At 35.1% G+C, this 14,038-nt stretch carries 14 protein-coding genes; 3 read left to right on the forward strand and 11 right to left on the reverse strand.

All coding sequences use genetic code 11. From position 1 onward, the window contains the following. Nucleotides 1-83: 83 nt before the first annotated feature. The 7 genes from J2772_RS04705 to J2772_RS04730 form a co-directional block, all read right to left on the reverse strand. Nucleotides 84-821, reverse strand: a complete 738-nt coding sequence (locus tag J2772_RS04705) for an ABC transporter substrate-binding protein (protein ID WP_209913786.1) — start codon at nucleotides 819-821, stop codon at nucleotides 84-86. Between the two features lie 26 nt (nucleotides 822-847). After that, a complete protein-coding gene (gene mgtE / locus J2772_RS04710) occupies nucleotides 848-2,170 on the reverse strand; it encodes a magnesium transporter (RefSeq protein ID WP_209913788.1) in 1,323 nt (440 codons plus the stop codon). 361 nt (nucleotides 2,171-2,531) lie between these two features. Further along, nucleotides 2,532-2,675: a bacteriocin-like protein gene (locus tag J2772_RS04715; protein WP_165601924.1), complete on the reverse strand. Its 144-nt coding sequence runs from the start codon at nucleotides 2,673-2,675 to the stop codon at nucleotides 2,532-2,534. A gap of 158 nt (nucleotides 2,676-2,833) precedes the next feature. After that, nucleotides 2,834-2,977, reverse strand: a complete 144-nt coding sequence (locus tag J2772_RS04720) for a bacteriocin-like protein (RefSeq protein ID WP_209913791.1) — start codon at nucleotides 2,975-2,977, stop codon at nucleotides 2,834-2,836. A gap of 18 nt (nucleotides 2,978-2,995) precedes the next feature. Then, nucleotides 2,996-3,139 (reverse strand): bacteriocin-like protein, encoded by a 144-nt coding sequence (locus J2772_RS04725; RefSeq protein WP_209913794.1) that lies wholly within the window; start codon nucleotides 3,137-3,139, stop codon nucleotides 2,996-2,998. A 159-nt stretch (nucleotides 3,140-3,298) separates the two neighbouring features. Next, a complete protein-coding gene (locus tag J2772_RS24395) occupies nucleotides 3,299-3,445 on the reverse strand; it encodes a bacteriocin-like protein (RefSeq protein WP_410493398.1) in 147 nt (48 codons plus the stop codon). A gap of 577 nt (nucleotides 3,446-4,022) precedes the next feature. Continuing rightward, nucleotides 4,023-4,571 carry a pyruvate decarboxylase gene (locus tag J2772_RS04730; RefSeq protein WP_209913796.1) on the reverse strand — a complete coding sequence of 183 codons (549 nt, stop codon included), beginning with the start codon at nucleotides 4,569-4,571 and terminating at the stop codon, nucleotides 4,023-4,025. A gap of 173 nt (nucleotides 4,572-4,744) precedes the next feature. Here J2772_RS04730 and rpsO point away from each other — a divergent pair, with 173 nt between their 5' ends. Together rpsO and J2772_RS04740 are read left to right on the forward strand one after the other, a co-directional pair. Continuing rightward, entirely contained in the window at nucleotides 4,745-5,014 is a 270-nt protein-coding gene (rpsO, locus tag J2772_RS04735; RefSeq protein WP_045494446.1) for a 30S ribosomal protein S15, read from the forward strand. A 213-nt stretch (nucleotides 5,015-5,227) separates the two neighbouring features. Continuing rightward, entirely contained in the window at nucleotides 5,228-5,998 is a 771-nt protein-coding gene (locus J2772_RS04740) for a hypothetical protein (RefSeq protein WP_209913799.1), read from the forward strand. A gap of 48 nt (nucleotides 5,999-6,046) precedes the next feature. Here the strand turns inward: J2772_RS04740 and J2772_RS04745 are convergent, their stop codons facing one another. Then, nucleotides 6,047-6,400: a DUF4260 domain-containing protein gene (locus tag J2772_RS04745; RefSeq protein WP_209913801.1), complete on the reverse strand. Its 354-nt coding sequence runs from the start codon at nucleotides 6,398-6,400 to the stop codon at nucleotides 6,047-6,049. A gap of 487 nt (nucleotides 6,401-6,887) precedes the next feature. Further along, nucleotides 6,888-8,300 carry a sugar MFS transporter gene (locus J2772_RS04750; RefSeq protein ID WP_245365129.1) on the reverse strand — a complete coding sequence of 471 codons (1,413 nt, stop codon included), beginning with the start codon at nucleotides 8,298-8,300 and terminating at the stop codon, nucleotides 6,888-6,890. Between the two features lie 423 nt (nucleotides 8,301-8,723). On the opposite strand from J2772_RS04750, the gene J2772_RS04755 reads away from it, so the two are divergent. Continuing rightward, the gene (locus tag J2772_RS04755) at nucleotides 8,724-11,009 is read left to right on the forward strand and encodes a polyribonucleotide nucleotidyltransferase (RefSeq protein WP_209913806.1); all 2,286 of its coding nucleotides are present in this window, start codon (nucleotides 8,724-8,726) and stop codon (nucleotides 11,007-11,009) included. A 109-nt stretch (nucleotides 11,010-11,118) separates the two neighbouring features. Here J2772_RS04755 and J2772_RS04760 read toward each other — a convergent pair whose 3' ends face one another. Together J2772_RS04760 and J2772_RS04765 are read right to left on the reverse strand one after the other, a co-directional pair. Continuing rightward, nucleotides 11,119-13,533, reverse strand: coding sequence for a TonB-dependent receptor (locus tag J2772_RS04760; RefSeq protein WP_209913807.1), 2,415 nt, complete (start codon nucleotides 13,531-13,533; stop codon nucleotides 11,119-11,121). 7 nt (nucleotides 13,534-13,540) lie between these two features. Continuing rightward, the gene (locus J2772_RS04765) at nucleotides 13,541-13,981 is read right to left on the reverse strand and encodes a MarR family winged helix-turn-helix transcriptional regulator (protein WP_209913809.1); all 441 of its coding nucleotides are present in this window, start codon (nucleotides 13,979-13,981) and stop codon (nucleotides 13,541-13,543) included. Nucleotides 13,982-14,038: the final 57 nt, after the last annotated feature.

Raw genomic sequence — 14,038 nt, forward strand, 5'->3', positions numbered from 1 at the left:
TTTGTATTAATTCAGATCAATGTACCAAAAATTATAGGATAAGACAAGGAGTAATTTTTATGAGAGATTTTTTCTATTAAAAATCATATCTGCATAGCATGTATTTCTGCCAGTAATTCTTTAAAGTAATGCTCACATTTCGCAATATGAGTTCCATACCAGGAAAACGCTTCTCCATCCACAATCATAATCTTTTTTTCAGGATAGAAAGCCCGCAGCTCTTCAATATGCTTCTCTTTGAAAGGGAACGGCTCAGAAGATAGCATAATCACATCAGCTTTCTCCAGATCTTCAGTAGTAATTTCCGGGTATCGTGTTTTGTCTTTAAAAATATTTTCAAAGCCTATTTCCGTCAGTATTCTATGAATGAATGTATCTGAACCAATCGTCATATATGGGTTTTTCCAAATGAGATAGGCGGCTTTTACAGGATTCTCAAGCTTAGCCTGATTAAGCATTTCGTAGATTTTAAGATTGAAAAGTTGGGCTCTTTCTTCCTTTCCCAGAAGCTTTCCCAGACTTTTAAGCAGATAATAATTATCTTCAATAGTTTCTACATTGGTAACTATAACCCTGAAGTCATCCATTAAAGCTTCCACCTGTTCTTTGATATTTTCCTCTTTATTGGCAAGGATTATGTCCGGCTGTAGCGCTTTAATTTTTTCAATATTGATATTTTTTGTTCCCCCAATGATAGGAACATTTTTTATCCTTTCTTCGGGATGGATACAGAATTTTGTTCGTCCGATAACTTCATTTTCCGTAAGGCCTAAATCAAATAGCGCCTCTGTAATAGAGGGTACAAGTGAAACGATTTTCATATTGGCATTTTAGATGATGCCTAAAATTACAAAAGTTTTCCGGTTAAGAAAAGTCCGGCTACCGTAAAATAGATGATTAATCCTGTAACATCCACTAATGTCGCTACAAATGGAGCTGAAGATGTGGCAGGGTCAAGATTTAATTTCTTTAAAACAAATGGAATCATAGAACCTGATAAAGTTCCCCATAGTACAATAGCAATCAGGGAAACAGAAACACTCAATCCTACATATACCCAATATTGGCCATAATCGAAAAGACCAATCTTTTGCCAGAGCATAATCCTGATAAATCCAATGACACCTAAAATAGCGCCCAGACACAAGCCGGAAATGATCTCCTTTTTCATAACGTACCACCAGTCTTTCAGATTGATCTCCTGAAGGGCCATAGCACGGATAATCAAGGTTGCGGCCTGAGATCCAGAGTTTCCACCACTGGAAATAATCAATGGAACAAATAAGGCAAGAACAACAGCTTTTTCAATTTCTTTATCAAAATATCCCATTGCTGAAGCAGTCAGCATTTCAGAAACGAATAAAATAATCAGCCATGTTGCTCTTTTTTTAATCATTTCTGTCCATGAAGTTTGAGTATAGGGAAGGTCTAACGCTTCCAATCCCCCGAACTTCTGAATATCTTCGGTATTTTGCTGTTCAATCTGGTCAAGAATGTCATCAATTGTTACAATTCCTACCAGAACGCCAGCTTCTGTGATAATAGGAAGGGCTCCACGATCATATTTCTCGAAATACGTTACGGCATCCTCTTTAGATGTTGTAGTGGTAATGGCAACAAAATGATTGTCTGTCATATCAGAAACCAAAGTATCTTCCTCTTCCAATAATAAAGTTCCGATGGCAAGGTCGTCAATCAGGCGGTTTCTTTCATCCACTACATACAGATAGTTCATGGTTTCCACCTTTCTTCCTACCTTTTTAATTTGTTGAAGGCATCTTTTTACAGTCCATTCCTTACGGATTTGGATATAATAAGGCGTCATCAGACGGGCAATGGAATCAGAATTATAGCCCAATAGCTTCAAGGCAATCCTTCTTTCCTGTGGGTTAAGATGATTGATGGAATATTTAATCAGCTCATCAGGAAAGTCCTCAAAAAGGGAAGTCCTGTCATCAGGAGTCATTGCATTCAAAATTTCGGAAACCTCGTCACTTCCGATACTTCTGATTGTATCTTCTTGGAAATCAGGGTCGAGGTGGGAAAATACCTCTGCTTTGTACTCTTTTGGAACCTTCAGGAACGCAAGCAGCCGCTCGTCAGCTGGAAGTTCGCTGAGAGTTTCGGCAATGTCGGCGGGATTGAAGATAAGTTCGTCTCTGGAGTTCAAAACGTGAATTTTTAGGATATGCAAAAATAATTCAAATTTTTAAGACTGAGTAATAAACTGGGAAATTTAAGGATTTATTAAAGTCTAAAACTTGAAAAACAGCATTAAAAAACACCCACCGAAGCGGATGTTAAAAATTAAATTTAAAAAATATCCTTTTAATCAAGAATAGGTTCGCATTCTATAATAGGAGAGGGAAGGCAGAACCCACCCGTACAACATTCACCGGGATCACATTTAGGATAAGTACTTCTGCATTTTTTCATTTGTAAGCTTCCTTTTACTTCTTTTTGCTCCTTTCGGTTCAGTCTTTTAAGATTGAATTTTTCATGAGAATTGATTTTACCTTAAAAGCTCAAAATTATTCTTCAAAACAGATATATTCCATACATACTCCTTTGCAGCACATTCCGAAAATACATTGTGAGTGTTCTGTACATCTTGTAAGACCTGCTCCCTTAATTTGCTTTGCAGTTTCTCTGCTGATTTTCTTTAGATTTTTCATAGTTTTTTGGATTTAATTGTGATACTAAAATAATAAATATTTTCTAATTATTCATTTGATGGTGAAAATATTTAAATGAAAATAAGTATTTGATTTTTATTGTTTTGTATAAATGAAAAACACCTGAAAAACACAGGTGTTGAATTTCTTATCATAGTTTATTCCAAAGGGCAAGGGTATAAAACACATGTATTTCTGCAACATGATCCACCCGGACATTCAAAATGCTCAATGCATCGTTTGATGATTCCTCCTATAATTTCTTTTTGTGCTTGTCTGCTGATTTTCTTTAAATTTTTCATGTTATTCGTTTTTAAAGCTTAGTATTCCAGACAAATAAACGGTGAACAAACTCCATTACAGCACCATCCCACTGGACAAGGATTGGTTTCGCTACATCTTTCAATTTTTCCGCCATTAATTTGCTTTGCAGCTTCTCTGTTGAGTTTCTTTAAATTTTTCATATAATTTAGTTTTAATGTTAGACTAAAATAGTGATAATTTTTAAATTAATCATTATTTGGTGAAAATATTTATTTGATAATCAGTTTGTTATGTGTTTTTTTAATTTCTGTTATAAAAAAAGCATCTGCGAAAACAGATGCTAAATGTATTTTTACTTTCTAATCTATTATGGGGCACATGTAGGGACTACAAACACCATCACAACACCATCCTATTGTACACGGTCTTGTATTGCTACATCTTGCAATAGCTCCTCCATTGATTTGCTTTGCTGCTTCTCTGTTGAGTTTTTTTAAATTTTTCATAGATTTTTGGTTTTAATGTTAGTCTAAAGTAATAATTTTTTTTCAATTATTCATTATTTAGTGAAAATAATTAATTGGATATCAGTTGTTTGTTGCTATGTTTTCGAAAGAAGGAAAGCCTTTTTAGCATAAACGGGCATTATGCATTGGAGGTTAAAAAGGATTATAATTCTGGGCAAGGAGCATACATGCAAGCATTTGTGCAACATGATCCACTCGGACACTCGAAGTGATATTCACATTTTTGAATGCCTCCATTTCTACCTCCACCCAGAATCTCTTTCTGACTGTTTCTGGTTAATTTTTTTCAATTTTTCATAATGATTTAGATTAAATATAAAACTAAAGTAATGAAAGAAGAACAGCGGTGTAGAATGATAAATATGTATTGCAGGAAAAGAGCTATGAATAACAGTTATTTTTATTAATCTGTTATACTCTTACTGATGATTGAAAAATGAATGTAAAAGAGAAAATAGAATCTGTCCAAATCATTGGCGATTCTTTTGTGAGGTAAATTGATTATGTACTCAATAAGAGTAGGGGAATCAGAACGTTAAACTTAAAACATTAAACTCTACAATTCCGCTTCCGTAGGCTTCAGTTTTCTCAGTTTTTTAATGATTCCTTTAATAGCTCCTTCCGTACCTATTTTTACAGAATTTACCGTAGAACCCAGAAGACGCATATTTTTACGATAAGTATCATGATCTGTTTCTGCAACCAGATTTCCATCAGCTCCAAAAAGCTTCAGGCTTACTACTACCTGATTGGAGAAAACGTATTTCCCAAAACCTACTTTAAAGTAACGTACTTTAGAAACAATCGCAAAATCTGCATCGTTATTGGAGCAGTAGTCCATAATGGTTTGCTTATCTATACTATCAAAAGGAACCTGTACTTCTGCACGGAGCATTTTATTTCTTCTTCCGCTGAAATTATCAGAAACGGCATCAAAGAAAGCATTGTTGGTAGGCTCCTTAATTTCATCAATATCAGGCTCTACCTCGGGATTGAAGTATAGAACTTTTTTTATTTTATCATCGGTATTTCTTTGTGCTTGTACTGAAGTAAAGCCAATGAATAAAAAAGTAGTAACGGCTGTAAAGAATATAAATTTTCTCATTTGTAATTCGAATGCAAAATTACTGCCTTTTCGTTAAATTGTGTAAAATTTATTAAGAAATTTTTAACATTTTTTTCTATCAAATTTGATTTATGAAATCAATAATGTTTGCAGATTCAAAAAATAGTCGTAATTTTGCACCCGTTACATAATAATCATTAAACAATATTGGAATGTACTTAACAACAGACAAAAAGCAGGAAATTTTCGCACAACACGGGAAATCTGCACAAGACACAGGAAGCGCAGAAGGACAAATCGCTCTTTTCACTTTCAGAATTAATCACTTATCTCAACACCTAAAGGCTAACCGTCACGATTTCAACACAGAGAGATCTCTAGTGAAATTGGTAGGTAAGAGAAAAAGTTTACTAGATTACCTTAAGAAAAAAGATATCGCAAGATATAGAGCAATTATTGCTGCATTAGGACTAAGAAAATAATCTATAAAGATTTTCAAAATAAAGCAACTTCGAAAGAGGTTGCTTTTTTTGTTGCTTATGTCCCGTCCTGAAATAAGTTGATATGTAAACGTACTACTCAATTTTTTCATCCTCTATTTTCTACGCAAAAATATTGCGCACTATCTTTATTACTTTGCACTATCAAAAAATAAATAGCCTGGAAATAGGATTAACATAAAAATCAAAATAATTATGAAAATACGTTTCAAAGACAAAGAAATAGCTATAAGTGTAAATGCGCTTCAGAACGAGTATAAAGTTGTTGCTAAAGAAAAAGATCGGCAGGGTGAATATGTTTATACCTATTTTAATGATGAGTTGCATGTAATGAAAATATCAGATAGTTATATTGAAATTACCGATGATGATATGTCTGATATGGTACAGAGAAATGAGCTTGGTTTTGGGAGTGAATTTTATATTAATGAATTTTTTATACAATTGTTACCTTTAAATAATGGGCATTTTATAGATATAAGCCATATTTGGTCAGCAAGCAAGGTGTTCAGATATTTCGAAAAATATAATTATCAAATTCCGGATTCTTATAGAGATAAAGCTTTGAACGAAAATTATAAGATGGGACTTATTGAAGGTTTTCTGATGGCTATAAGACCTTATATGGAACGAAAATTTATAGGTGGAAATTATTTTGAAAGTTTCAAATTCTATAAAGGAAAAGCAGTCTCGGAAATTGAGCTTGAAATTAATGATAGTCTTGAAGAACTGAATATCATAGAATATAAACAACTTTTGAAGAATTTTATTGAAAAATATTTACATGATACTGAGGGAAATGCCTACAACTCCAAAGGATTTTCTAATACACTTTTTGCATTAATTGATGCTCTTTTTATCTACAATATCACCCGTATTTTTTCCTATAAAACCTTCTATGATAATTGTTTTGTCATAGAACATCAGAGTGAATATTATTACTTAAATCAGTTCTGGTGGGGATAAGCTTTCGATTTGATGTATTGGGTTAATTCACTTTAATATCTAATTATTTCACTTTTTCCCAATCTTCCCCAAATGTGTATTCTGAAAGCTATCCGGATATTTCAATCCATAGCCTAATATCCTGTCAAATGCAGAGTGTGAAAATAAAATAGCTCCTATCATCTGTAAATAGGGTATGGATAAGGTGACCCCAACAAGATAGACTATAACAGCTACACCAAAATGATGAAACAGGTTGTAACAGAATGCACCAACTTTATTATTAATTGTATATCCCAGCATGGAAATATCAGGAGCAAGGAACAAAGCTGCAAACCACCACCATGAATATCCTGTTTGGGAAAAGGCCAGAATTCCAAGGACTAAAAAAGCTGTGTATTCAAGTTTTAATTGGATGTTCATCAGAAAAAATTTAAGTGATCTATAAAATAGGTCGGAATTTCAGAAACAAAGTTACATACTGAGCGTATTGAAAGGCGAAATACCACTATTTGCTATAAGAATAATACAATAAATTCGGTTATTTATAGCTATTAAAAAGCAAATTCAAATATCTGCGGAATCAGTGAGATCTGCAAGAGAAATTTAGATTCCACGCTACACTTCGTTACGCTCTGAATGACAAAAATGGTTATTCTATTAATTAGCTATGGAATATCAAAATTTTATCTTTGATAAAATTCTTGTGCCCTATAGCAGTAAATCTGTCAAAAATCTTAGCGACTTAGCACTTTTCAACATTATTTTAGCTACAAATACACGAATGAAATAATGCTTTTATTAATGTATGTGCTTTAAAATATGAGAGCTATCATCACTAAGATACTAGACAAAAAATAGGCTGTTCCAGAGATGAAACAGCCTATAAATTTATTTATATGTATATTATTTAATGTCCTGTTTTAGCTTCAGTGCTTTCCACATGCCCAAGGTATTTGCTGCAGTAAGCTCCAAAAATTAAGATCACCAGATAACAGAATACAGGAATAATGAATGAATGCTGTACTCCAAACTGATCGGCAAGATAACCCTGGAAAATAGGAACGATAGCGCCTCCTAAAATCGCCATTACTACTAAGGATGATCCCTGGCTTGTATATTTTCCTAATCCTGAAATGGCTAAAGTATAGATGTTAGAGAACATAATGGAGTTGAAAATTCCGATTCCTAAAACACTGTACATTGCCATTTCTCCATGGTTAACCATTGTGGAAATCAATAGAATAACATTAATGGCAGCAAAAATAGAAAGCGTTCTTGCCGGAGCAGCTTTTCCTACAAAGAAGGCTGCAAAATTCAGTAATATGAATACCAGAAAGAAGCTGATTTGTTCAAAGCTAAGGTTGACAATGCTGAAGATGACAAGGAAGACTACTGCTGCAGCTCCTAACATAAAAACGGCTTTTTTAGCCTGGCTAATAGAGTGGTTTAATGAAATGGCTCCTAAGAAACGTCCGATCATCGCTCCTCCCCAATATAAGGAAAGATAATTTTTACTGATCGCTTCGTTGAATTTCATGGTTTCTTCAAGAAAACTGATAATGAAACTTCCTACGGCTACTTCACCACCAACATAGCAAAACATAGCAAAAACTCCGAATTTTAAGTGGTTGAATTTCAGAGCGCCCCAACCTTGAACCGTTTCTTCAGTTTCTGTTTGAAATGAAGGAAGCTTTACCCTTGAAATTAATAATCCTACTAATAGAAGTATTGCTGCAAAGATTAAATAAGGAATTCTTGTTGCTACTGCACTGAAAGTTCCGTCCGGCTCAGAAAATAATTCAAAAATTAAATGTCCACCCAATACCGGAGCAATTGTTGTCCCGAAGGCATTGAAAGCCTGGGTCATATTCAATCGGCTGGATGCAGAATCTTCTGAACCAAGTAATGAAACGTAGGCATTGGCAGTGATCTGTAACACGGTAAATCCTAAGCCTAAAATAAATAAAGCCCCCAGAAATAAAGGATAATAAGAGAATGTTGCTGCCGGGTAAAACAGGATACAGCCTAATGCTGCCAAACCGATTCCGAACAAAATTCCTTTTTTATATCCCACTTTGTTGATGGGGTCACCTTTAGAAATGGAAATCAGAAAATAAATCAGAGATCCGATAAAGTAAGCTCCGAAGAAACAGAACTGTACCAGCATGGATTCGAAAAAGGTGAGTTTGAAGAGTTGTTTCAGATAGGGGATCAAAATATCATTCATGCAGGTGATGAATCCCCACATAAAAAACAGCAGGGTGATGGTAATCAATGGAACCGTATAATTCCTGCTTTGAGTTTGTACTTCTTTATTCATAAACATTTATTTATTCCTTAGCTTTTCTGCCTACAGCATCTATTTGTTGAAGCAGGGCAAATATAGGGATCAGCCCAGGGTTCTGCAATTATTTTAAGTTTTTTTACAATGGAATTTATACTTTTTATGTGATTAAAATATTATTTCCATTTTTTGAGACAATAATACAAAAACACTAGAGTTTTTCAATACAATATCATAAAAAATAGTGTTTTATTTTCAGAAATGATGAGGATGTTTGAATTGCGGATGTTAATTTTTGAAACTTTCATAAAACTGATAGCCAAATTTTTGTATTTTGACAGCCTATTTATGCAATTGAAAAATTTAATATATCATTATTATATAGTACCTTTGCACACGAAATTTAAAGAGTTTAAATATTAATTCATACTCAATACGGAGTATTAAGAAGACAAATTTATGAGTATACCTCAAGCGTTTACAGAAATGATTACTCTTGCTGATGGCAGAGAAATCACTATTGAAACAGGGAAATTAGCAAAGCAGGCTGATGGATCTGTGGTAGTAAAAATGGGTGGAACAATGCTTTTAGCAACTGTTGTAGCCAATAAAGAAGCAAATCCTGGTGTAGATTTTTTACCTTTAACAGTAGATTACAGAGAAAAATTCTATGCAGGTGGAAGAATTCCTGGAAACTTCTTCCGTAGAGAAGCAAGACCTTCTGATCAGGAAATTTTAACAATGAGATTGGTAGACCGAGTATTGCGTCCACTTTTCCCTGAAGATTTCCATGCTGAAGTTCAGGTAATGATTTCTTTAATTTCTTATGACGGAAAAACAATTCCTGATGATTTAGCTGGTTTAGCAGCTTCTGCAGCGATTGCAATTACTGATATCCCTTTCAACGGACCTATGTCTGAAGTAAGAGTGGTAAGATTTGACGGACAACTTTCTATCAATCCAAGTTATGAAGAATTGAAAAATTCTGAATTAGATATTATGGTTGGAGCTACTAAAGACTCCATCGTAATGGTAGAAGGAGAAATGAAAGAAATTTCTGAGCAGGAAATGTTAGAAGCTATTAATTTTGGTCATGCTGAAATTAAAAAGCAAATTGAGGCTCAGGAGAGATTAGCAGAAAAAGTAGGTAAAGCTTTCCCTAAAAGAGAATATTCTCACGAAAATCACGACGAAGAAATTCGTGAAAAAGTATGGAAAGAGACTTACGATAAAGTATATGAAGTAGCAAGAACTCCATCTGGAAAAGAGGAGAGAGGTGAGAAATTCAAAGCAGTTCGTGAAGAATTCTTAGCTCAATATGCTGATAATGAAGAGGAGTTGGAAAGAGTAACGCCTTTCGTAAAAGTATATTATCATGATGTAGAGAAAGAAGCAATGCGTCAGATGATCCTGGAAGACAATATCCGTCTTGATGGTCGTGACCCTCAGACTATCCGTCCGATCTGGTCGGAAATTGACTACCTTCCGGGAGCTCACGGTTCTGCAGTGTTTACAAGAGGTGAAACTCAGTCTTTAACAGCAGTAACTTTAGGTTCTGTAAAAGATGCTAACATGGTAGACAGCGTAATCACACAACATGACGAAAAATTCTTCCTACATTATAACTTCCCTCCATTCTCAACGGGTGAAGCTAGACCTTTAAGAGGAACTTCAAGAAGAGAAGTAGGACACGGTAACCTTGCTCAAAGAGCATTACAGGCAGTTATTCCTGAAGAAAATCCTTATACAATCAGAATTGTTTCTGACATCCTTGAATCTAACGGTTCATCTTCAATGGCAACAGTTTGTGCAGGAACATTAGCACTAATGGATGCTGGGGTACAGATTACAAAACCTGTTTCCGGTATTGCAATGGGATTGATCACAGATGCAAAATCGGGTAAATTCACTGTGCTTTCTGATATCTTAGGAGATGAAGATCACCTTGGAGATATGGACTTTAAAGTAACAGGTACTGCAGACGGTATCACTGCTTGCCAGATGGATATCAAAATTCAGGGACTTTCTATGGATATCATGGAAAAAGCTTTGATGCAGGCTAGAGATGGAAGATTACACATCTTAAATAAAATTACTGAAACTATTTCTGAACCAAGAGCTGATGTGAAGCCTCATGCTCCGAAAATGGTTGTAATGGAGATCGCAAAAGACTTCATTGGTGCTGTAATCGGGCCTGGTGGAAAAATTATTCAGCAGATGCAGAAAGATACAGATACCGTTATTGCTATTGAAGAAGTTGGTGAGATCGGACGTATTGAAATTGCAGGAACAGACAGAGAAAAGATCAATGCTGCTGTTGCTAAGATCAATGAAATTACTTTCGTACCGGTTGTAGGTGAAGTTTACAAAGGTAAAGTAGTGAAAGTAATGGATTTCGGAGCTTTCGTTGCTATTGCTAAAGGAACAGAAGGTCTTCTTCACATTTCTGAAATTGAATGGGCTCGTTTAGACAAAGTTCCTTATGCTGAAGGTGATGAAGTAGAAGTTAAATTTATGGGTTATGATGATCGTAAGAAAATGAAGCTTTCCCGTAAAGTTCTTTTACCAAGACCTGAAAGAACTGAAAGACCTGAAAGATCTGAAAGACCAGAGGGTCAAGGTAGACCAGACGGACAAAGAAGACCAGAGGGGCAAAGAAGACCGGATGGACAGAGAAGACCGGAAGGACAAAAACCACAAGCTGAAAAACCAGCTGAAGATCAAACACCTTCTACTGAAGCTTAAGAAAATTATTCTTAGATATAAAGAAATCCCTCTATTTTGAGGGATTTTTGTTTTACAGAGGTATTATTATACTTGTTTTTCAATAAACAATACAACAACTCTTCATACTCTAGCTTCCTATTCTCTGTTTTAGATCTTCAGCTCCTCCGGTTTTTCTCGGCAGTCCGTTTTTAGAAGAACCGAAATTGTAAGTATAAGAAAGCGTCACCACACGAGTATCTCTTTTTACGGCAAAGTTTTCGAGATAATCATTATAAACGGTTTGTCCTTTTATATTGCTTGTAAAGAACATATCTGTGAAAGAAAATTTCAGAGTACTGTTATTTTTAAATTTCTTCTGGGCACCGATATTCAGATACCAGTTCGGGCTCATATCCAGGTAAGCGTACACTTCTCCTGCCTTATAATTTCCTGTAAGTTCAGCAGTGAAACCATTTCCAAGTTTGAATGAATTGATACTGTTGATATTGAAGGTGAAATTCCCTTTATTATTAATCTGTGTTCCTGAAACATTTCCAGTGTAGGAACCATAGTAGAAATTAGCGCTGTTGTTCATATCCCACCATTGGGTTACTTTCACAGGAGCAATGAGATATAATCCGAAATAAGATACAGAATTGAGGTTTTCAATCGTTTGTACAGTAACTACCTGCCCATTTTCTGCCACAGGTTTAAGAATATCCGTGATATTGTTTGAGGTTTTACTGTAGCTTAAAGTTGCAAAATATTTATTGCTCAGGCTGTATGTCAGCTCATAATTCATAGTGGTTTGTGCGTTCAGGTCAGGGTTTCCTGCCTTCAACGTAGTGGGATCAAGATAAAATTTAAAAGGATTCAGCTGGTTATAGCTTGGCCTTGTGATTCTTCTGCTGAAATTGACTTCAAGGTTGCTTTTATCCGTCAGATCATAAGAAAAAACAGCACTTGGAAATAATTGCGTATAATTTCTTTTGTTGATCTGATTGGTAGTAATTTGGGTACCTTTTACATTGGTGTTTTCCATTCTTAAACCTGCTGTGGCTTTAAATTTTTCCCATTTTTTAGAGAGATTTCCATACACTGCATTAATATTTTCTTCGTAAATAAAATGGTTGGTTTTGGAGAGGTCGGGGATAAGTACTCCGGAGCTGGCATCGAAGAATTTCAGATCATTATCTGTTTTTACAAAGCTGGTTTTAATTCCTGTTTCCAGTTTCCATTCATCTTTAAAATTCTTGGTAAGGTCAGATTTTAAGGAATAGATATTCAATTTTCCGTCCATATCCCCTTTAATAATATTCAAGTTATCCGTTCCACTATCTATTTCATGTGTTCTGGTATCAAAACTCTGCAGCGAAGAATTGGCGTAGTTGATATAGTCAAAATCAGTAGAGATTTCAGAACCTAAAGAATCGATTGTGTATTTATGATTAAGGTTGAATGAAAGATTGGTCCAGCGGTCATTGGAAGTGTTCGCTGTAGTGAATGTGCTTTCCGGAAGGCGATTACTGCCCAGTGTCAAATTAGAATTATCTCCATTGATATTGAATTTGTTGGAAACCAATCCTACAGAAAATCCCAGTACATTTTTATCATTCAAATCATAATCCATTCCTGCTTTGGCTACATGACTGTTGAATCTGAATTTCAGATAATTATCCTGTATATAGGCTTTTTTGAAATTGTTGTTTTCATAAAAATTTCTGTCCAGAACCAGTCCGTTGTAAGCTTCTCTGTATGCGAAGCTGTAATTCCCGAAAATATTGATTTTTTTATTTCGGTGGTTGATGCTGAAGCTGTTGTTGTTCTTTACATATTTTCCCATACCCAAAGAGGTTGAAATACTGCCGTTTGTGCCTTTTCTCTGCTCTTTTTTAAGCTTGATATTAATGATGGAAGATCCGGCTGCATCATATTTTGATGAAGGGTTCGTAATGAATTCTATTTTATCAATGGTAGATGAAGGTATTCCTTTAAGATAGTTGGCAAGATCACTTCCGGTCATTGGGGTATTTTTGCCGTCAATTTGGATCAGGAGGTTTCCTTTTCCTCGAAGGCTGATGTTATCATTGTTGTCAATACTGATTCCCGGTGCTTTTTCCAATACCTCAAAGGCAGAATTTCCGGTGCTGGCAATGCTGTTCTCTACATTCATAATCATTTTACCATCCTGCCTTTCAATCATAGGCTTGGCTTTGGTGATCGTTACGCCTTCAATAGATTTTATAGCAAGATCAATAGAAGGAAGAGTTGTGTTATCAGCCAATGAAATATTGTCTGAATGGTAAACCTCAGATCCGTTTCTGCTGATTTTGAGATGATAGGTTCCACCTTTAAGATCATTGAATCCGAATTTTCCATTGGAATCTGCAATTTCTGTTTTAATCAATTTATTATCAGCATCCAAAAGATTGATTTCCATTTGTTCCGCTTTGTCAGATTTAATGCTTCCTGACAGGGAAAAATTCTGTGTACTCTGTGCTGACAGTGCGCTGGTGAAGAACAGCAGCAACCAGAGAAATAGGAGTGAAGATATTCTGGCCATAGTGTTTTTATTGTTTAGGGTTGAGACAGTTTTCTGAAATTTTGAGTAAAGCGGAATACATCATTTCAAGCTCATCTTTGGAGACTCCTTTCAAAGCAACCTCTCGGTTGTTTTCAACGATATTCTGAACCTCTTTGATAACCTTTTTTCCGGAATCTGTTACTTCCAGATTCGTTTTTCTGCGGTCATCGGGATGAACGTGTCTTGTGACGTATTCGGATTTTACCATTAAATCAATAATTCTCGTCACAGAAGCGTTGTCCTTAAAAACAAGATCACCAATTTCATTCTGGGTAATTCCCGGGTTTTCCAGAATAGCTTTGATAATCAACCACTGATCGATGGTTATACTAAAACCATGGGCTTTCAGTTGGCGTTGTGCATAGTTTCTATAGGCTCTAATGGCTTTGTCTATGTTGTAGAATATGATTGAATTTAATTTTTCCATACTTTCAGATTAAAATGATGTATCAATTATTGATATGTCAATTAATTTGTTGATACA

Source organism: Chryseobacterium jejuense (genome assembly GCF_017877355.1).
GTDB classification, from domain to species: Bacteria; Bacteroidota; Bacteroidia; order Flavobacteriales; family Weeksellaceae; genus Chryseobacterium; species Chryseobacterium jejuense_A.